At 42.3% G+C, this 19122-nt stretch carries 19 protein-coding genes and 1 pseudogene; 16 read left to right on the top strand and 4 right to left on the bottom strand.

The window, feature by feature from the left end; genetic code table 11:
* Positions 1 to 2: 2 nt before the first annotated feature.
* Positions 3 to 1805, bottom strand: coding sequence for an ATP-binding protein (locus ACF8EG_RS14325; RefSeq protein WP_053815771.1), 1803 nt, complete (start codon positions 1803 to 1805; stop codon positions 3 to 5).
* Between the two features lie 46 nt (positions 1806 to 1851).
* Here ACF8EG_RS14325 and ACF8EG_RS14330 point away from each other — a divergent pair, with 46 nt between their 5' ends.
* The 8 genes from ACF8EG_RS14330 to ACF8EG_RS14365 all read left to right on the top strand — a co-directional run bounded on the left by ACF8EG_RS14330 (position 1852) and on the right by ACF8EG_RS14365 (position 11162).
* Positions 1852 to 2037, top strand: coding sequence for a hypothetical protein (locus ACF8EG_RS14330; RefSeq protein WP_005482581.1), 186 nt, complete (start codon positions 1852 to 1854; stop codon positions 2035 to 2037).
* Positions 2038 to 2330: 293 nt separating this feature from the next.
* Complete coding sequence (tig, locus tag ACF8EG_RS14335) at positions 2331 to 3635, top strand: trigger factor (RefSeq protein WP_005460612.1); 1305 nt, start codon at positions 2331 to 2333, stop codon at positions 3633 to 3635.
* A gap of 105 nt (positions 3636 to 3740) precedes the next feature.
* The gene (gene clpP / locus ACF8EG_RS14340) at positions 3741 to 4367 is read left to right on the top strand and encodes an ATP-dependent Clp endopeptidase proteolytic subunit ClpP (RefSeq protein WP_005460620.1); all 627 of its coding nucleotides are present in this window, start codon (positions 3741 to 3743) and stop codon (positions 4365 to 4367) included.
* Between the two features lie 71 nt (positions 4368 to 4438).
* Positions 4439 to 5719, top strand: a complete 1281-nt coding sequence (clpX, locus tag ACF8EG_RS14345) for an ATP-dependent protease ATP-binding subunit ClpX (protein ID WP_005460618.1) — start codon at positions 4439 to 4441, stop codon at positions 5717 to 5719.
* Positions 5720 to 5851: 132 nt separating this feature from the next.
* The gene (gene lon, locus ACF8EG_RS14350; protein WP_015296438.1) at positions 5852 to 8203 is read left to right on the top strand and encodes an endopeptidase La; all 2352 of its coding nucleotides are present in this window, start codon (positions 5852 to 5854) and stop codon (positions 8201 to 8203) included.
* A gap of 192 nt (positions 8204 to 8395) precedes the next feature.
* Positions 8396 to 8668, top strand: a complete 273-nt coding sequence (locus ACF8EG_RS14355) for an HU family DNA-binding protein (RefSeq protein WP_005382341.1) — start codon at positions 8396 to 8398, stop codon at positions 8666 to 8668.
* 199 nt (positions 8669 to 8867) lie between these two features.
* A complete protein-coding gene (gene ppiD / locus ACF8EG_RS14360) occupies positions 8868 to 10727 on the top strand; it encodes a peptidylprolyl isomerase (protein WP_069507255.1) in 1860 nt (619 codons plus the stop codon).
* Positions 10728 to 10877: 150 nt separating this feature from the next.
* Positions 10878 to 11162 carry a ComEA family DNA-binding protein gene (locus ACF8EG_RS14365; RefSeq protein ID WP_021454269.1) on the top strand — a complete coding sequence of 95 codons (285 nt, stop codon included), beginning with the start codon at positions 10878 to 10880 and terminating at the stop codon, positions 11160 to 11162.
* A gap of 90 nt (positions 11163 to 11252) precedes the next feature.
* On the opposite strand, the gene rrtA is transcribed toward ACF8EG_RS14365, so the two are convergent.
* Complete coding sequence (gene rrtA, locus ACF8EG_RS14370; protein WP_025498676.1) at positions 11253 to 11804, bottom strand: rhombosortase; 552 nt, start codon at positions 11802 to 11804, stop codon at positions 11253 to 11255.
* A gap of 3 nt (positions 11805 to 11807) precedes the next feature.
* Here rrtA and ACF8EG_RS14375 point away from each other — a divergent pair, with 3 nt between their 5' ends.
* Complete coding sequence (locus ACF8EG_RS14375; RefSeq protein ID WP_005482520.1) at positions 11808 to 12422, top strand: tRNA-uridine aminocarboxypropyltransferase; 615 nt, start codon at positions 11808 to 11810, stop codon at positions 12420 to 12422.
* A gap of 9 nt (positions 12423 to 12431) precedes the next feature.
* Here ACF8EG_RS14375 and ACF8EG_RS14380 read toward each other — a convergent pair.
* A pseudogene (locus ACF8EG_RS14380) lies at positions 12432 to 13436 on the bottom strand (anti-phage deoxyguanosine triphosphatase); the annotation flags it as partial.
* A 320-nt stretch (positions 13437 to 13756) separates the two neighbouring features.
* Here ACF8EG_RS14380 and yfbR point away from each other — a divergent pair.
* The 6 genes from yfbR (at position 13757) to ACF8EG_RS14410 (ending at position 18117) form a co-directional block, all read left to right on the top strand.
* Entirely contained in the window at positions 13757 to 14350 is a 594-nt protein-coding gene (yfbR, locus tag ACF8EG_RS14385; protein ID WP_191686041.1) for a 5'-deoxynucleotidase, read from the top strand.
* 141 nt (positions 14351 to 14491) lie between these two features.
* Positions 14492 to 15571 carry an ATP-binding protein gene (locus ACF8EG_RS14390; RefSeq protein ID WP_191686042.1) on the top strand — a complete coding sequence of 360 codons (1080 nt, stop codon included), beginning with the start codon at positions 14492 to 14494 and terminating at the stop codon, positions 15569 to 15571.
* A 44-nt stretch (positions 15572 to 15615) separates the two neighbouring features.
* Entirely contained in the window at positions 15616 to 16158 is a 543-nt protein-coding gene (locus ACF8EG_RS14395; protein ID WP_191686043.1) for a DNA-binding protein, read from the top strand.
* 102 nt (positions 16159 to 16260) lie between these two features.
* Entirely contained in the window at positions 16261 to 16665 is a 405-nt protein-coding gene (locus tag ACF8EG_RS14400; RefSeq protein WP_191686047.1) for a TIR domain-containing protein, read from the top strand.
* A gap of 13 nt (positions 16666 to 16678) precedes the next feature.
* Positions 16679 to 17638, top strand: a complete 960-nt coding sequence (locus ACF8EG_RS14405; RefSeq protein WP_258517536.1) for a caspase family protein — start codon at positions 16679 to 16681, stop codon at positions 17636 to 17638.
* The gene (locus tag ACF8EG_RS14410; protein ID WP_191686049.1) at positions 17638 to 18117 is read left to right on the top strand and encodes a toll/interleukin-1 receptor domain-containing protein; all 480 of its coding nucleotides are present in this window, start codon (positions 17638 to 17640) and stop codon (positions 18115 to 18117) included. The genes ACF8EG_RS14405 and ACF8EG_RS14410 overlap by 1 nt, the downstream gene beginning before the upstream one ends.
* 36 nt (positions 18118 to 18153) lie before the next feature.
* On the opposite strand, the gene ACF8EG_RS14415 is transcribed toward ACF8EG_RS14410, so the two are convergent.
* Positions 18154 to 18471: a helix-turn-helix domain-containing protein gene (locus ACF8EG_RS14415; RefSeq protein WP_191686050.1), complete on the bottom strand. Its 318-nt coding sequence runs from the start codon at positions 18469 to 18471 to the stop codon at positions 18154 to 18156.
* 104 nt (positions 18472 to 18575) lie between these two features.
* On the opposite strand from ACF8EG_RS14415, the gene ACF8EG_RS14420 reads away from it, so the two are divergent.
* Positions 18576 to 19121: a hypothetical protein gene (locus ACF8EG_RS14420; RefSeq protein WP_258517537.1), complete on the top strand. Its 546-nt coding sequence runs from the start codon at positions 18576 to 18578 to the stop codon at positions 19119 to 19121.
* The last annotated feature ends 1 nt before the right edge of the window (position 19122 follow it).

The raw sequence follows: 19122 nt of genomic DNA on the forward strand, positions 1-19122 counted from the left end.
TCTTATCCTTCTGATTGTTCGGTGCGTTGGCATATTGGTAAACACAATGAGAATCGAGCGCCACCTTGGGCACGGTTGTGAGCACTCAAGCTGCCGTTCATGCCAGCCAATATTTGCTGAGATATAGAAAGCCCTAATCCCAATCCATTCTTTTTAGTTGTTAAAAACGGTTCGCAAAGTTCGGACAGTGTGTGCGAACCAAGCCCAGGGCCATTGTCATCGACATGAATCATCACTTTGTTTTCATCCGTATCCGTTTCAACGAGCAACCACACTTGTTTATCTTGTTGTTCTTTTACGGCTTCAATCGCGTTCGTCAGCAAGTTAACCAGAACTTGCTCCAATTGAATGGTATTGATTTGAACCTCGATGTCGTCAGTAGGAAGTTCGGTAGCAAGTAGAACACGAGCAGATTTAAAAGCGGGTTTCATGAGCTCTTTTGATGAGGCTATCACGGGCAACAGACGTGTTTGGGTAAGCTCATTGCCGCTGGCCTTTTTGGCAAACGAACGCAATTGCTGGCTGATGTTTGCCATTCTGTCTGTGAGGGCTGAAATGCGAGTGAGATTGTCTTCCACTCGGTCATACTTTTCTTTCTGAAGGAACAATTTTCCATTCTCAGCAAAGCTACGAATGGCTGCCAACGGATTATTCAGCTCATGGCTGATGCTCGCTGACATTTGACCGAGAACTGCCAGCTTAGCCGCTTGAATCAACTCATCTTGGGTCAAACGCAGTGTTTGCTCCGTTTCGGTTCGCTGCGCAATTTCAGCCTGTAACTCTGCTGTTCGTGCCATGACTTGAAATTCTAACTTCTGATTCGCTTCTTGTTGGATTCGTTCTAACTGCAAATGACGTTGTTGGCGGTGATAAATCAACTGGCCAATCAAGAACAAAACCGTAAAGGCCAACGTAAGTACAACGATATAGCCCATCGTAACCCAAACGATGGATTGTTTTGGCGAAAGCACGCGAATCGTTAACTTTAACTCGGGCAAAGGCAGTGAAGAGACAACCAGTGTCCCTTTATTGTAGGGGTAGCCTTGTTTCAGTTCAGAATTTGGCGCATTCAAGTTGCCGACAAAGCCCAATGTCGTAATCGGTGTGTCGAGATATTGTCTACTCGTCCAAACTTGCTTTTTATCTGCATCACTTAACGGTTGTAGGCTTTTGAATAGCCAATCCTGCCGGCTGCTCATAAAGACAATATTGTGAGGGTCGCTGGCGACGAACACGCTGTCAGGTTGTTGCCAGTTATCTTCAATTTTACTCAAGTCCATTTTTACGACCACGATGCCTAACATGCCGCCAGCATAAATTATTGGATATGAGTAGTAATAGCCACGTTGGCCGGATGTTGAGCCCAGAGCGTAATATTGGCTGCTTTCACCGCTGATGGCTTGTTTAAAGTAAGGTCTAAAAGCAAAGTTGCGTCCAATAAAAGAGCGCTTTTTACGCCAGTTACTTGCGGCAATGGTCGTGCCCCATTGATCAATCAAATAAGTATCTGCCGCTTCAATAACGTTGTTCACCGATTCTAGATAGCGATTGGTGATTTCGAGTTGAGCGCTATTTGAAGGATTCAGTAGGGCTTCAAAAAGAGGATCATCTTTGGCTAAAAGATTGGGTATATGGGCGTATTTATCGAGCTTATTTTTGATGTGGCTAGAAAATTGTTCGAGCTGTGATTGGTGTTTATCTAGCAAAGATTGATAGCTGTGTTGCCACACCCAGCGCCCGCCCACAATGGCGCACAGGAAATATAAGGCGAAAAAAATCAGTAAAATACGATTTCGTTGAGACATCCTTGCATTCCTATTACACGTCCTTTTTATGCCTTTAGAAATGTTAATGGGTTGTAGGGATGATGGGGGATTTAGTTTTCAACTCTGTGGAGTAAAACAAGAGCAAGATCTCTTTTTACGCTTTTCAATAAAAAAAGCAGTCGATTCTCTTGAAAAAGTCGCTATTGTCCCCATTCTAGATATGCTGACGCGCTCATTGGGTGTTTTAATCCCATTTTTGGCAAAAAAATGAGTCAGCTTTCGAGAATTTAGCGCAGACAATGTCCACATGGTGGCTATTGGCTCGACAGGGTTGCGACAGATCGCTAGAATGTCGCGTCTAAAAATTCTGTCCTGAGGCTAATAGGAGATACCTTTGATATTTCTGTCGAAGATATCACTGATTAGTCTGGTGCTGAGAATCAGCATCAATACTCGATTTTAAATTAGGTGTTCGGACAGAACACTACACAAGGATGAAGCGTTAACTTAAAGAGTTACGCTCATACGCTCGGATAACCGAGCCACTTTAGAGGTTTATAAATAATGCAAGTTACTGTTGAAACGCTAGAGGGCCTAGAGCGCCGTCTAAACATTACTGTTCCAGCTGCAAACATCGAAGATGCTGTAACAGCTGAACTACGCAACATCGCTAAAAACCGTCGTTTCGATGGTTTCCGTAAGGGTAAAGTGCCTCTAAAAATGGTTGCTAAGATGTACGGCAAAGCAGTACGTCAAGACGTTCTTGGTGAAGTTATGCAACGTCACTTCATCGAAGCGATCGTAAAAGAGAAAATCAACCCAGCTGGCGCTCCAACTTTCGCTCCTGTAGAAAACAAAGAAGGTGCAGACCTAGTTTTCACAGCAACTTTTGAAGTTTACCCAGAAGTTGAACTAAAAGGCCTAGAAAACATCACTGTTGAGAAGCCTCTAACTGAAGTTAAAGAAGCAGACGTAGAAGAGATGATCGAAACTCTACGTAAGCAACAAGCAACTTGGGTTGAAGTTGAAGAAGCAGCAGAAGCTGGCAAACGCGTAAGCATCGATTTCGTTGGTTCTATCGACGGCGAAGAGTTTGAAGGCGGTAAAGCTGAGAACTTCCCACTAGAAATGGGCGCTGGTCGCATGATCCCTGGTTTCGAAGACGGTATCGCAGGTAAAACTGCTGGTATGGAATTCGACATCGACGTAACTTTCCCAGAAGATTACCACGCTGAAAACCTAAAAGGTAAAGCGGCTAAGTTCGCAATCAAAGTGAACAAAGTTGAAGCTCGTGAACTTCCAGAACTAAACGACGAATTCGTTGCTAAGTTCGGTGTTGCTGAAGGCGGCGTAGACGCACTTAAAGCTGAAGTACGTAAGAACATGGAACGCGAACTTAAGCAAGCTGTTAAGACTCGCATCAAAGAGCAAGCAATCGAAGGTCTAGTTAAAGAAAACGAAATCGACGTTCCTGCTGCACTTATCGAGCAAGAAATCCACGTTCTACGTCAACAAGCGGCACAACGCTTCGGTGGTAACCCAGAAGCAGCTGCACAGCTTCCACGTGAACTGTTCGAAGAACAAGCTAAGCGTCGCGTAGTTGTTGGTCTTCTACTAGGTGAAGTAATCAAGTCTGAAGAGCTAAAAGCGGACGACGAGAAAGTTAAAGCTCTAATCGAAGAAATGGCTACTGCATACGAAGATCCATCAGAAGTTATTGCTTACTACGAGCAAAACGAGCAAATGATGAACAACATGCGTAACGTAGCTCTAGAAGAGCAAGCAATCGACGCGATCATCGCTAAAGCACAGGTTACTGAAAAAGAAGTAGGCTTCAACGAGCTACTTAACCAACAACCTGCTGCTTAATAAGCAATATCTTGCGTAGAAGGTTGACTTAACGTTAACTATTCTGCTAACAATGGTCCGTATGATAGTCATCATCCGGGCCATTTATTTTAGGGACATAAGAATATGAGCTACCAAGAAAAAAATGCAATGTCGCCAATTATGGACGCACTAGTACCAATGGTGGTTGAGCAAACTTCCCGAGGCGAGCGTTCTTACGACATCTACTCACGTCTACTTAAAGAGCGCGTGATTTTTTTAACTGGTCAAGTGGAAGACCACATGGCAAACCTTGTCGTGGCTCAGCTACTTTTCCTAGAATCTGAAAATCCAGATAAAGACATTTTCCTATACATCAACTCTCCAGGCGGCAGCGTAACTGCAGGTATGTCAATTTACGACACAATGCAGTTTATTAAACCCAATGTAAGCACTGTATGTATGGGTCAAGCTTGTTCTATGGGCGCATTCCTGCTTGCAGGTGGTGCTGCTGGTAAACGTTACGTTCTTCCTAACTCACGTGTGATGATCCACCAACCACTAGGTGGTTTCCAGGGTCAAGCTTCTGATATCCAAATCCATGCTCAGGAAATCCTGACCATTAAACAGAAGCTAAACAACCTGTTAGCAGAACATACTGGCCAGCCTCTTGAAGTGATTGAGCGCGATACCGATCGTGACAACTTCATGTCAGCAGAGCAGGCTGTGGAATACGGTATCGTGGATGCAGTGTTGAGCCATCGCGGCGCGTAATTTAGCCAGCGCATTTTGGCAAAAATTGATATACACTCATTCATGAAGAGTAAAGGCTAAGAGGTTAGCGAATGACAGATAAAAGCAAAGAAAGTGGCAGCGGTAAATTGCTGTACTGTTCTTTCTGCGGCAAAAGTCAGCACGAAGTTCGCAAGCTAATCGCAGGTCCGTCAGTTTACATTTGCGACGAGTGTGTCGACCTATGTAACGATATTATTCGCGAAGAAATCAAGGATGTTCTCCCTAAGAAAGAATCTGAAGCGTTACCAACGCCAAAACAGATCCGTGAACACCTTGACGACTATGTGATCGGACAAGATTACGCGAAAAAAGTGCTCGCAGTTGCGGTATATAACCACTACAAGCGTTTACGCAATGGTGATACAACGAGCGAAGGTGTGGAGCTTGGTAAAAGTAACATCCTTCTAATTGGTCCTACAGGTAGTGGTAAAACGCTGCTTGCTGAGACGCTAGCTCGATTCTTGGATGTGCCATTCACAATGGCAGACGCAACCACACTAACCGAAGCTGGTTATGTGGGTGAAGACGTTGAAAACATCATCCAAAAGCTTCTGCAAAAATGTGATTACGATGTAGCGAAGGCTGAACGCGGCATTGTTTACATTGACGAAATTGACAAAATTTCTCGCAAAGCTGAAAACCCATCAATTACGCGTGACGTATCTGGTGAAGGTGTTCAGCAAGCGCTATTGAAACTTATCGAAGGTACGGTTGCTTCAGTTCCACCTCAAGGTGGTCGTAAGCATCCACAGCAAGAATTCCTACAAGTGGACACGTCTAAGATCCTGTTCATCTGTGGTGGTGCATTTGCTGGTTTAGATAAAGTTATCGAACAGCGTGTAGCTACGGGTACTGGTATCGGCTTTGGTGCAGAAGTGCGCTCGAAGAACGAAACCAAAACCGTCGGCGAACTGTTTACTCAGGTTGAGCCAGAAGATCTAGTGAAGTATGGTTTGATTCCAGAATTCATTGGTCGTCTTCCTGTGACAACAACACTGACAGAGCTTGATGAAGAAGCGTTGATTCAGATCCTATGTGAACCGAAAAACGCACTGACCAAGCAGTATGCAGCATTGTTTGAGCTAGAAAACGCAGAGCTTGAATTCCGTGAAGATGCCCTTCGTGCTATCGCGAAGAAAGCAATGGAACGTAAGACAGGTGCTCGTGGTTTGCGTTCAATTCTGGAAAGTGTTCTGCTTGAAACCATGTACGAACTGCCATCTGCGACAGATGTAAGTAAAGTCGTGATTGATGAATCCGTCATCAATGGTGAGTCAGAACCACTGCTTATTTACAGCAATGCCGACAATCAGGCAGCTGGAGCAGAATAAATTCAGCCATGAATGAAAAAGGAGGTAAGTAATTACCTCCTTTTTTTTATTTCTCTTATTGAATCCAAACAATTAGCCCCCATATACTGCCTTAAGTAATACGTTAAACGTGAAAGCGGAAGAGAGAATTATATGAACTTGGAACGTTCCGAGCGTATCGAGATCCCGGTATTACCTCTACGTGACGTAGTGGTCTACCCGCACATGGTGATTCCATTGTTTGTTGGTCGTGAGAAATCGATTAGCTGTCTAGAAACGGCGATGGAAACAAACAAACAAGTTCTGCTTGTGGCTCAAAAACAAGCTGACACTGATGAACCAACGGTTGATGACCTATTCGAAGTGGGTACGGTAGCTACCATTCTCCAACTTCTAAAGCTCCCTGATGGCACAGTAAAAGTACTGGTTGAAGGTCAGCAGCGCGCAAAAATTAATCATTTCAAAGAAAGTGATTTCTTCTTAGCTGAGGCGGAATTCATCGTAACACCAGAATTGGATGAACGTGAGCAAGAAGTGATTGTTCGCAGCGCAATCAACCAATTCGAAGGCTTCATTAAGTTAAACAAAAAGATTCCACCAGAAGTGCTAACGTCACTGAATGGTATCGATGAAGCGGCACGCCTAGCAGATACGATTGCGGCACATATGCCTCTTAAACTTGTTGATAAACAACAAGTGCTTGAAATTATTGATGTTACTGAGCGTCTAGAGTTCCTAATGGGCCAGATGGAATCAGAGATCGATTTGCTACAAGTTGAGAAACGCATTCGTGGTCGCGTGAAAAAGCAAATGGAGAAGTCTCAGCGTGAGTACTATCTGAATGAGCAAATGAAAGCGATTCAGAAAGAGCTGGGTGAGATGGAAGACGCTCCTGATGAGTTCGAGACTCTGCAAAAGAAGATCGACGAATCAAAAATGCCGCAAGAAGCACGTGAAAAGACAGAGCAAGAGCTGCAAAAGCTTAAGATGATGTCTCCAATGTCCGCAGAAGCGACAGTAGTTCGTAGCTACATCGACTGGATGGTAAGTGTACCTTGGACTAAGCGTTCTAAAGTGAAGAAAAATCTCGCGAAAGCGGAAGAGATTTTGAACGAAGATCATTATGGTCTAGAGCGTGTGAAAGAGCGTATTCTGGAGTACTTGGCAGTTCAAAACCGCATTAACAAGCTAAAAGGTCCAATCCTTTGTCTTGTTGGTCCTCCAGGCGTGGGTAAAACATCGCTTGGCCGCTCAATTGCATCTGCTACTGGCCGTAAATACGTACGTATGGCCCTAGGTGGCGTGCGTGATGAAGCAGAGATTCGAGGCCATCGTCGTACTTACATTGGTTCATTGCCAGGTAAGCTGATTCAGAAAATGTCGAAAGTTGGTGTGAAAAATCCTCTCTTCCTTCTGGATGAAATCGACAAAATGTCTTCAGACATGCGTGGTGACCCGGCTTCAGCGTTGCTTGAAGTATTAGACCCTGAACAAAACAACTCATTCAACGACCACTACCTAGAAGTGGATTACGACTTGTCTGATGTGATGTTTGTTGCAACGTCTAACTCGATGAATATTCCTGGTCCGTTACTTGATCGTATGGAAGTGATTCGTCTATCCGGTTACACCGAAGATGAAAAACTAAACATTGCGAAGCGTCACCTTGTTGAAAAACAAGTGCAACGTAATGGCTTGAAACCAAACGAGATAGTCATCGAAGATTCAGCAATCATCGGTATTATCCGTTACTACACTCGTGAAGCGGGTGTGCGTGGTCTTGAGCGTGAGATTTCTAAGATCTGCCGTAAAGCAGTGAAGAACATCCTGCTAGATAAAGACATCAAATCAGTGACGGTAACGATGGACAACCTAAAAGAATACTTGGGTGTTCAACGTTTCGATTACGGTAAAGCTGATGAAAGCAACCGAATTGGTCAAGTTACTGGTCTAGCTTGGACAGAAGTGGGTGGCGATCTATTAACGATTGAAACTCAATCTATGCCAGGTAAAGGCAAGCTGACTCAAACAGGTTCGCTGGGCGACGTAATGCAAGAGTCTATCCAAGCAGCAATGACCGTGGTGCGCTCTCGTGCAGATAAACTGGGCATTAACTCAGATTTCTACGAGAAAAAAGACATCCACGTTCACGTGCCTGAAGGTGCGACGCCGAAAGATGGCCCAAGTGCGGGTACAGCAATGTGTACTGCTTTGGTATCAGCTCTGACAGGTAACCCGGTAAAAGCTGAAGTTGCGATGACGGGTGAGATCACCCTACGTGGTGAAGTATTACCAATCGGTGGCTTAAAAGAGAAGTTACTTGCGGCACATCGTGGCGGCATAAAGACAGTTCTTATCCCGAAAGATAATGAACGTGATCTGGAAGAGATTCCTGAGAATGTTATCGCAGATCTGCAAGTTATCCCTGTTCGGTGGATTGATGAAGTACTGAAAGTTGCACTAGAGCGAGACCCGACAGGCGTTGAGTTTGAAGCTAAAAAATAGTGATGTGCAGCAAAAATAAGTAAAAGTTTGCGCTGATAAGCCTAAAAAGGCTTGTCAGCGTTTTTTTTGGGCGCTAAGTTAGTTTCGATAGCTGCCAGCCCTTGAAAAATAAGGGTTGGAGCATATTTTCTTAACTATGGAACGAAAAGCCATCACAAAAATAATCACAGATGGCACAAAGGGGAAATCACAGTGAATAAAACTCAATTAGTAGAACAAATCGCAGAAAATGCAGACATCTCTAAAGCGTCAGCGGGTCGTGCTCTAGATGCATTCATCGAAGCAGTAAGTGGCACACTTCAGTCTGGTGATCAAGTTGCTCTAGTTGGCTTCGGTACATTCAGCGTTCGCACTCGTGCTGCACGTACTGGTCGTAACCCAAAAACTGGTGAAGAAATCCAAATCGCAGAAGCAAAAGTACCAGCTTTCAAAGCAGGTAAAGCACTGAAAGACGCTTGTAACTAATTAAAGCGTGATTCTGTTGCCGGCCATTTGAATAACTTTTGCTCAAACAATAAGTTTCGAACAAAAATTTACAAACTTCGAGCCGAACTTTTTTAAATTATGCGCATCATACTGATGCGCATTTCTTTTTCTGATATTATCGCGTCATTATATTTTCTATTAGAAGCCGTACGCTTCAATTGTGGAGAGCAGTTAAATTATGATGGATCGACTACGCGAAGGCGTGAATAGCATCGCGGTCAAAATTATCCTTGGACTTATCATCCTGTCTTTCGTATTTGCCGGTGTAGGTAGCTACCTAGTGAATGGCAGCAACAATTCAGCAGCGAAAGTAGGTAACACCGAGATTCCTCGTGGTGAGTTCGAGATGGCTTACCAAAATGAGCGCAATCGCATGCAAGCTCAATTGGGTGACTACTTCTCTCAAATGTTGGCTGACCCTGCATACGTTGAATCTTTCCGCAAATCAGTGCTTGATCGTATGATTAATGACGTATTGCTTGACCAACAAGCTGAAGCACTTGGCTTACGAATCAGCGATGCTCAAGTTCGTAGGATGATTCTTGAAATGCCTCAGTTCCAATCTAACGGTCAGTTTGATCAAGACATTTACCAAGCATCGCTACGTCGTGCAGGTTTCTCTCCTGATTCTTTTGCTGAGTACATGCGTCGTGAATTGGTGCGTGAGCAGCTTCTAACAGCGCTTCAAAGCAGTGAGTTTACTCTTCCAGGCGAAGTTCAATCTCAGGGTAAACTGTTTACCCAAACACGCGACATCCGCACTGTAACCATCGATTTGGCAGAGTTTGCGAAGAAAGTTGAGTTAACTGACGAAGAAATTCAAGCTTACTACAAAGCAAACCCAGATAACTTCACTCGTCCAGAGCAAGTGAAAGTGTCTTACGTTGAGTTGTCTGCTGAAGCACTTAAGAAGCAGATTCAAGTAACAGATGAAGACGTTAAGAAATACTACGACGAGCATCTAGACAAATACTCTTCAGAAGAGCAACGTCGAGTGGCGCACATTCTTGTTGAAGGTGATGATGAAGCAAAAGCACAAGCTATCTTAGATGAATTGAACTCAGGTGCAGATTTTGCCGCGGTAGCGCAAGAGAAATCTGATGATTTCGGTAGTGCTGAAAACGGCGGTGACTTAGGTTGGATCGAACGTGATGTTATGGATCCGGCTTTTGAAGAAGCTGCGTTTGCACTTAAGAACCCAGGTGACATGTCTGGTCTAGTAAAATCTGACTTTGGCTACCACATTATCAAGCTAGAAGAGCTGAAAGATGCCGTTGCAAAACCATTTGATGAAGTGGCGGCGGAGATTAAGCAAGAGCTAGTAGACCAAAAAGCGGTGGATCAATTCTACGAGTTACAAAACGAGCTTGAGCGTGTTGCTTTTGAGTACCCTGATTCACTAGACGATGCTTCTAAAGCTATTAACCAAGAAGTGAAGACAACAGATTTCATCTCTCAAGTTGATGCACCTGAGGTTCTACGTAACCAAGCCGTTATGCAAGCACTACTGAGCCCAGAAGTGAAAGAAGACGGTCTGAACTCAGAAGCGATTGAAGTTTCGCCTGAGCACATTGTTGTTGTTCGTGTTGAAGATTCTCGTGACGAAACAGTGCTTCCATTAGCTGAAGTGAAAGACCAAGTTGTGGCTGAACTATCTCGCGTTAAAGGTGAGCAAGGTGCTCTAGAGCTAGGTACAAAAGTGGTAGCTGCTCTGAATGAAGGCAATACTACTGTTCTTGCGGAAAACAACCTGACATTTGGTGAGGAAGAGACCGTTGACCGTCGCTCGCCACTAGCAACTACCGTCTTTGCAATGGCGAAGCCAGTAGATGGCAAACCTGTCTACGGTCAGTCGAAAGACCTTGAAGGCAACATCGTAGTGATTGAACTGGATGCTGTGAAAGCGGAACTAGATAGTTCGCTAGAAGATCAAGTTGCGATGCAAATGCAACGAGCATCATCTCAGCAGGATCTATCTTCTGTTCTCGCTGTATTGCGTGCTAACACAGACATTGAGTACTTTGTTGTGAGCAACTAAGCACTAATTATGTAATTTGCATGTTAACTAAAACGGGTCGCGTAAGCGGCCCGTTTTATTTTTGTTTAAACAAACTTCAATGACGATGAGTGTTTGCCTACATTAGGGCGGATTATTTCAGAGCGTTAATTTGGAGTGTATATGTTCAAAATGAAATGGATTTTAACCTTGTGTTTAGTGGTGTTCGCACCACTCAGTTTGGCCGCTGATACCAAGGCTGATAAATATGAAGGAATTGAAATTACGGTCAATATCAATACTGCTTCTGCAGAAGAGATAGCAACGATGCTGAAAGGTATTGGCGAAAAGAAAGCGCAAAGCATAGTTGACTACCGTACTGAGCACGGCCCATTTAAAACAGCAGCTGATTTAACCAATGTAAAAGGAATTGGTGAAGCAACCATCAAGAAAAACGAAAACCGCATTCTTCTATAAACGCGGGCTTCGACCATTGTATTCTTACTGAGTTTTCGTTTCCGGTTACTGCTTTCCCGAACCAAACCCTCTTTCGTGGTTCGGGATTTTTTATCCAAATATACGGCGATGGAATCCTTTCTCTACTAATGCCATACCTAAGCCTCCCATTGCACCAAACAGGTGTGCATCAACAGCAACACGAGCGCCTATCATTGCAGCAGTGCTGGTTGAAGGGCCATAAAGTTGCTCCCATGCGATTTTCGCAATAAGTCCGGCGACTAAGAGTAGGCTACTTCTTCTGTTTTCAAACACTTCTCTTAGAGCCCAAAAACCAAACAAACCGTGTAAGACGCCAGACAAGCCGACATAGACTGACATGCTAGTCAGTAAGTTCATTGCGCCGACAAAGGCACAAAGCAAAAGAAAAACAATCGAGAAGTTGCGTGCACTAGGACGGAATATAAACGCGATAACCCATAATCCTGCCAAGTTCATTCCAAGGTGGGCAAAGTTGGTATGCGTGAGATTTCCTGTTACGATTCGCCACCATTCACCATGACGTATGTTGTAAGCGTGCCATTCGGTGAGGCTCGCCATTGGTTCGAATTGTAGTACTAAGCAGATAACGCTGATGATGGTCAGCAATGTATAAAGGTTCACTCTATGTCTCGTTATTGTTCTCAGTGTGGAAAATCGCGCAAAGCCTGTATTTGCCAATGGATCGTACCGCTAGCAAGCGGGGTTGAACTTATCATTCTTCAGCATACGAGTGAAGCGCATCGTCCACTTGGTACGGCACGGATTCTCAATTTGAGTTTAAAGAACTGTACTTGTTTGATTGGCGAGGATTTTTCTGACGACGCACAGTTAAACGCGTTACTCACCGATGAAGCGTATCAGCATTTTATCCTTTATCCGTCGGAGCAATCACAGTGCCTTTCAGACATTGCGTGTACCGAGAGCGAGCGCACAAGAAAAACACGCTTGATTTTGCTCGATGGCACGTGGAAAAAAGCCTATAAAATGTGGCAGCTTTCCACCAACTTGCACACTTTAACCACAGTAAAGCTTCCCGAGGATTTACAAGGTCACTATACAATTCGTAAAGCGCCTTCAGACAACAGTCTTTCGACAGTGGAAGCAGGGTTTTATGCGTTGAGTTTATTGGAGCCGGATAACGACTTCTCGCCGCTACTCAATGCTTTTGACAGGATGATTGAATTTCAAATCGCCCAGATGCCTCCGGGCGTATTTGAAAAAAATTATTTGAACAAGTAGAACTACGCTTTACAAAACAATAGAAGAGAACAATTGGCGGTGTAGCTTTTGCGCATGACCATCGGTCATTGCGGATATGTAATCGGCAATGACTCGCATTTTGCCACTATCGCTAGTTGCACTCTGCCAAAGCTCTTTTGTGTGTATTGGCAACAATCGTTCAGGATCGGCACTTAGTGCTTCGAATATATCCATGATGATTTGTTGCCCTTTGTATTCGACAATCTGCACCTGCGGCACTTGAATAACATACTGACTGACGAAATGTTTAAGCACATCTAGCGCTTTCGCCATATGCGGTTCTAAACAAGAATTCCATGCCAGTAAAGGGTTTTGGAATGGTTCATCAACCACTTTAATAGAGATGCTTGTAAGTAGGGCATTGACCATACCTCCAATCGCATCTTTGCGTTGGTGATGTTTACCGCTAAACAGCATTTGTCCAATAGAGCCGATATGTTCTTCAAACCAAGGATCACCGCAATCAGCTAACTGACTTGCTGCACCTTCTTGCCATTGCTGACGTGTGACCATACCCAGCACAATGGCATCCTCTAAGTCGTGCACGCCATACGCAATATCATCGGCGAGCTCCATAATGGAGCAGTCGAGGGATTTAAAGCGCGTTTTGCTGTGCTCTAAATCGGAATCTGGTCGATAGCGCATTTGGCTCAACAGGCTTTTGTCATTCTCGCTGAGTGGAGCGATAACCCAATCAAACAGATCTTTATCGCAATCGTAGATGCCTTTCGCTGGGCTCCATTCTTTGGCTTTTAATCGACGTTGATGTTCTGCTGGGTTTGGCAGCTTGACTGAACGAGTCTGACTGATGAGTGCTGGGTATTTGATCAAACCTAACAAAGTTCGGCGCGATAGATTCATCCCGAAGTGCTCAGTGTATGGCTCCAATTTGGTCACAATGCGAAAAGTCTGCGCATTGCCTTCAAAGCCACCATGGTCACGCATCATATAGTTCAATGCGACTTCGCCACCGTGTCCGTATGGTGGGTTACCGGTATATGAAAATATATTTCAACTCACTTAATATAAACATAGATAAATAAAGGGATTGATATAAAAAAAAGTGATTTGTATTTTTTAAGCTTAAAACATAACTTCGCATCACTTTTTTATATATAAATTTCGTAGGAAAGTAAGACGATAGAAATATTTTTTCTAAAACACATCACTTCTGATTTTACGGTTGCAGATAGGATGATGGGATAACGGCTTATGAATTCTTGCGGTTAGTTCGGTAGAGAGGAATTCATTTACAGAGTATAGTGATGGATATTGGTTTTAGTACAACTCTGTGATTATTTGGGTAAATATTTATGAAAGATAGCTCCTTTTTAGCATGGATACTCAGGATGAACCTTGTTGCTCGTTGGTCTCCTATGCACTTAGTAAAGCTTGAGAACGTTGCCGAGCATAGCCATCAGGTTGCAGTAATTGCTCATTTACTAGCAACTGTTAAAAATGCTTATTGTAGTGGTAATGTTGATCCTGAGAAAGCGGCCACTATAGCGCTTTATCATGAAGTTTCAGAGACAAAGTTACAAGATATTAACCACATAACTAAGTACAGCTCGCCTTCCTTTACAAAAGAGATTAAGAAGCTTGAGGATATGGCGGAAGTAAAATGTTTAGAATCTTTGCCAACCCGTCTTCAACCTTTGTTTGAAGAACTTTTAGTTCAAAAACAAGTAGATCCTATTTATAAACAATTAGTTAAAGCTGCTGACGTGATTGCAGCGTATTTTAAAGCTTGCGATGAGCTGAAATATCAAAACCCAGAGTTTGTGACAGTTAAAGATCGGTTGGGTAAGAAAATAGAAAACTTCAAGGATGATATGCCAGAGGTTGGCGTCTTTATGGACTTATTTGAGAACAACTGTTTGGTTAGTCTTGATGAGATGTCTGATTGATGGGCTAATTTTTGTGGTATATGGAGATAGTCTCAATTTTCTTAACCGAAGCTCTGCCATTCATTTTTTTAATGGTGGTGGAGTCGGCTAAATGTCCCTACAAACCGTCTTTGCTACTTACAGAAGGATTTTGGTATATCAATGAAAAGAAAGATAATAGCTTTGCTGACCAAATCTCCAGGGCTAAAAGGCCGGGAGATCGCTAAAACGTTGGGCTTTGACAAGAAAGCTGTAAACTCATTTTTGCATCATGATGAGAGTGGCACTTTCGTCAAAAATGACAATCAGTGGTCATTAGCTATTAAAGAATCTACTGTGAGAATAGCAAAAAACGGATGGTTAACTACATCTGATTTAGACGATTTACTCACTAAATGTGAAGACGTTTGGTCTGATGACTTTGATACTGTTCGATTTGAATTTTCAAAGTGTGCCATTTTACTAGGAGCTGTTGCACGGTTGCTCTGCTTAGTAAACCAACTGGCCGCAAGCGGGAAAAAGGTAGTTTTAGATTTCTCTGATTGCCGTGACTCTTTTACCTATTTATGTCGTGTTGGGCTATTTGAAACAGTTGACCCATCAGTAGCAATTATACCTGAAGTTGAAGATTTGTCCTGCCACTACGGGCAAAACAAAAAGGTAATGGAATTTGTAACTATAGAGGCTAATACCCAAGAGACAAATTTACCAACTAAATTGAAAAATGCGTTCATTGAACTCGCAGGTGAGGAACATGCAAACTCCGCCTTTGGGTTCATGTCTGAGTATATCAATAATATCATTGAACATTCTCAAACATCGATTCCAGGCGTAGCTGCGTTACAAGTTTATGGAAAAACGAGGACCAAAGTTCAAACAGTTTTCTCGGACAGCGGTGAAGGGATTGTGGGGACATTGAGACCTGTGTTGGCAGAACGATACCCTCGATTACACAGTAAGTACCCTTTACAAAAACGCGACTCAGATATTTTGTTGTTAAAAGAGGTTCTTGAAAAAGGAGGAGTTAGTGGCGCGCGTGATGAGAACTATAAAGCTCGAGGTTTAGGATTAAAACTTAGCGCCAAAAATGCTGCGAAATTTGATGCGAAAATTTGTGTTAGGCAGGAAAAATTCGAGCTGACACTAAAGTATAAAGATGGAAAGCTAGATGATTACTTCTATCGTACAGATCTCAAAAAACTTGAGGGAACACACATCTGTTTTGACTTTTATATAGATTGATGTGCTATAGTCTCGTTAAATAAAATACCTTAATCAGAAATTATATGTTGTTAAAGCTAATCGACTATACAAAAGATGCTCACCCAAACGGAAATGTAAAGGGTAAGGCTGTTTATTCTGATCTTTTTCATTTAGTTGAAAATCACCAATCAATAGATACGTTTGGTATTTCTCTTGATGGTATTGTAGCTACAGATGCTTCGTTTCCAAGAGAAAGTGTTATGGCTTTAGCTAAGCATTTTAGTGGTGTTAAGTTTTTCTATTTATCAGATATTGATGATGAAGATCTGATCGATAACTGGACTTATGCTGCTATTGCTAAAGAACAGCCTATGACAATTTGGAACGATGGCAATGCTTCTTTTATCGGCCCGGAGATGACAAAGTCCGTTAAAGAACTAGTCGATTACATGCTTAAAAAGAAAAAGGTAACGACTAGTCAAGTATCAAAAGATTTTGATATTACAACACAAAATGCAAGTACACGGCTTAAGAACATATTCAAACTCGGATATGTAAAAAGGGTTGAAGAGGTTGCTGAATCTGGTGGTATCGAATTCATCTACAAATTGATTGATGAGTTCTGATTAAAAAAATTGATTTAATCAGATTGTGGTAGTACTCTATCTGAGTTGACCATGACGTGCAATGTCTGGTTAAAAAAATAACGTGAATCAGATGAGGTTAAAATGAAAACTTACCACTTATTTATTTCCCATTCGTGGAACTATGGCTACCAGTACGGCAATCTGACAAGCTTACTCCAGAAAAAAACATTCTTTAGTTTTAAAAACTATTCTGTACCTGAATCCAACCCTATCGTTGGAGCAAGAACAGATCGTCAGTTAGAAGCTGCTATCGAGAATAAAATCAGGCTTAGTTCCGTCGTGGTCATCATGGCTGGAGTTTATTCAACCTACAGCAAATGGATAAATAAAGAAATCGCAATAGCTCGACGTTTGGGCAAACCGATTATTGCAGTGAAACCTTACGGGTCAACTAACATATCGACAACCGTGAGAGCTGCAGCTAATGAGATTTGCAATTGGAATACTGAAAGTGTTGTTTCAGCAATTCGTCGTCTGGCTAATTAAAAAGGAGGGATAAATGAGAAAAGCTCTTTTTCTTGGTATTAACGATTATTCGTATATTAACTCTTTAGCTGGTTGTAATAGTGATGCGATAGAGATGGCATCTGTGCTTAAACGCCATGCATCGGGCTCTCCTAATTTTCATAGCAAAGTATTTACAACCGCCGAGAATGAACTTGGTAAACGTTTTATTGAAGACTCAATAAAGGATTTGTTTTCTGGTGTAAGTGATGTTGCTCTTTTATATTTTGCTGGACATGGTGCGTTTGATGAAAGCCTAAACGAAGGTACTCTTATTCCGCAAGATTATCGCTCATCAGGAGATGGAGTTCGAGTTAGTGACATATTGATGTGGGCAGAACAAGCTACTGAAATACAGAATAAAATAATAATTCTTGATTGCTGTGAAGCTGGTGGTGCAGGAGAGATGCGTCAACTTCGAGGTGGTTCTAGCGTTATTAGCGACGGAATTACTATTCTTACTGCTTGTCGAAAAAATGAATATGCACAAGAGTGCTCAGGCCATGGCGTATTTACTAAACTGCTACTTCAAGCATTACATGGTGGTGCTGCAAACCTATTAGGTAATGTAACTCCTGGTAGTTTGTATTCATTTGTTGATAATGCATTAGGTCCTTGGGAGCAACGACCTGTTTTTAAAACTAATGTTTCCCAATTTGTATCCCTCAAAGAGCATCCTTCTTTAGTCCCTCTTGAAACTCTTCGAACAATACCTGAATGGTTTCCGGAAGAGGAATTTGTTTACCCATTACGTCCTGCCTATGAGCCTGAGTATGAAGATTTTGATCCAGAATTAGGCAAAATATTTGCGCAATTACAAAAATGCAATCGCCATAGTTTAATTGAGCCCGTTGATGCTGAACATATGTATTTTGCAGCCATCAACTCTACAGGTTGTCGGTTGACTGCTTTGGGAGCGTATTACCGTGAACTTGCAATTAAAGGACATTTCTAATGACAGTATTTATAAGTTATAGACATTCTGATCGAACTACAGCTTTTCAAGTCAATGCAGAGTTGCAACAAGCTGGAATCAAAACATATATGGATGTATTCGATGCGGAATCCCAATCGACAGAAAATATTACAGCAGTGATAACGAAAAATGTTGCAGAATGTACACATCTTATTGCTGTTATATCTGGACAGACAGCTCTGTCATGGTGGGTTCCATTTGAAATTGGTGAAGCAACTATATCAGCGACAAGAATTGCCTCGTATAGAGTTGGATATACCCATTTACCTGAGTATTTAGAAATGTGGCCTCAAATGACGAATAGCTCGCATTTGGCTCTCTTTATTTCAGAATACAAGAAAGAGCAGTCAACTGCCCTCAACAACAAGAGAATGTTTGAGTCAGCTGGTTCTGTTGGTACTTATTCTGCGGATACATTCCATAAAACTCTTAAGAATAGAATTAGTCGAGGTTATTAGACAAAATAGTGCGAATAGGTAAGGACGAAACTAAAATTATTTAGTTTCATCCTGCTCTGATTGCAATTTTTTTATTAATTTTTTCTTATCATTAGCATCCATCTTTGCAATCAAACACGCTAACTCAGCAGACGCCTCATCCTCACAAAAAAAGTAATTCAACGGGACGCCAAGAGCATCAGCCATTTTTTTTAATGTGCTGATATCCGGTGTATGTCGCCCTTTTTCGTAATGGTTCATTCGGCCACTTGCAGAGCTTTCATCCATACCGATCATTATCCCCAAGTTTTTCTGGGTAATTTTGGCATGTTTACGAGCTTGTTTAAGCCGTGTAGGTATCGGGTTGTCTTCCACAGACGATTCATTTCTCTTAAATCCTTCGATAACTTAGATTGTCTAAGTTTTACTTATTTTTGTATACTTAGCAATCCTAAGTTTTTGGTGTTTTGGAGTTGTATGTGAAACGTTCTCAAAAAATAAATGTATATATTTATAAGTTGTTGATAGAAAAGAATATGGATGGCTTTACCGTTATTGATGCTCGGGATGTTGCCCGTTTGTTCCCTGAAAGCCCTAAAGATATCAATGAACTTCGAAAGATTGTTTATCGACAACTATTAAAGTGCATAGAAAGTGGATGGTTGCGCTGTGAAGGTTCTGGTAGAGAAAAACGATACTTCAAAACGGACGAGTTTAACTCACTCTCTTTTGAGCCTCGGAAACCTAAATCACGTGTAAGAAAGAGTCGCCCAAGAGTATCGGTTACAAATCAAGATAGTAACGATTACTCAGAATTAACGATTGAGCGCAATAGATTAAAGGGAGAGCTGGAAGTTACTTTGGGTGAGATAGATAAGTACAAAGCGTTAAAAGAACAATATCCCGAGCAATTTCAGCTTCTTGAGCGTCTGAACGTTGCTGCTAACGAAAAAGCAGCTTTATTTATGGGCAATATTAATGCAATTACGAATATGTTGAATTCGTTGTCACATGAGAGAGCATAGT

This window comes from Vibrio sp. YQ_11 (genome assembly GCF_043103065.1).
Lineage (GTDB): Bacteria > Pseudomonadota > Gammaproteobacteria > Enterobacterales > Vibrionaceae > Vibrio > Vibrio parahaemolyticus.

Excerpts from the sequence above, each read along its gene's own strand:
- ACF8EG_RS14325 (WP_053815771.1), bottom strand. The coding sequence starts at position 1,805 with ATGTCTCAACGAAATCGTATTTTACTGATTTTTTTCGCCTTATATTTC.
- ACF8EG_RS14330 (WP_005482581.1), top strand. The coding sequence starts at position 1,852 with ATGGGTTGTAGGGATGATGGGGGATTTAGTTTTCAACTCTGTGGAGTA.
- tig (WP_005460612.1), top strand. The coding sequence starts at position 2,331 with ATGCAAGTTACTGTTGAAACGCTAGAGGGCCTAGAGCGCCGTCTAAAC.
- clpP (WP_005460620.1), top strand. The coding sequence starts at position 3,741 with ATGAGCTACCAAGAAAAAAATGCAATGTCGCCAATTATGGACGCACTA.
- clpX (WP_005460618.1), top strand. The coding sequence starts at position 4,439 with ATGACAGATAAAAGCAAAGAAAGTGGCAGCGGTAAATTGCTGTACTGT.
- lon (WP_015296438.1), top strand. The coding sequence starts at position 5,852 with ATGAACTTGGAACGTTCCGAGCGTATCGAGATCCCGGTATTACCTCTA.
- ppiD (WP_069507255.1), top strand. The coding sequence starts at position 8,868 with ATGATGGATCGACTACGCGAAGGCGTGAATAGCATCGCGGTCAAAATT.
- ACF8EG_RS14365 (WP_021454269.1), top strand. The coding sequence starts at position 10,878 with ATGAAATGGATTTTAACCTTGTGTTTAGTGGTGTTCGCACCACTCAGT.
- ACF8EG_RS14375 (WP_005482520.1), top strand. The coding sequence starts at position 11,808 with ATGTCTCGTTATTGTTCTCAGTGTGGAAAATCGCGCAAAGCCTGTATT.
- yfbR (WP_191686041.1), top strand. The coding sequence starts at position 13,757 with ATGAAAGATAGCTCCTTTTTAGCATGGATACTCAGGATGAACCTTGTT.
- ACF8EG_RS14390 (WP_191686042.1), top strand. The coding sequence starts at position 14,492 with ATGAAAAGAAAGATAATAGCTTTGCTGACCAAATCTCCAGGGCTAAAA.
- ACF8EG_RS14395 (WP_191686043.1), top strand. The coding sequence starts at position 15,616 with ATGTTGTTAAAGCTAATCGACTATACAAAAGATGCTCACCCAAACGGA.
- ACF8EG_RS14400 (WP_191686047.1), top strand. The coding sequence starts at position 16,261 with ATGAAAACTTACCACTTATTTATTTCCCATTCGTGGAACTATGGCTAC.
- ACF8EG_RS14405 (WP_258517536.1), top strand. The coding sequence starts at position 16,679 with ATGAGAAAAGCTCTTTTTCTTGGTATTAACGATTATTCGTATATTAAC.
- ACF8EG_RS14410 (WP_191686049.1), top strand. The coding sequence starts at position 17,638 with ATGACAGTATTTATAAGTTATAGACATTCTGATCGAACTACAGCTTTT.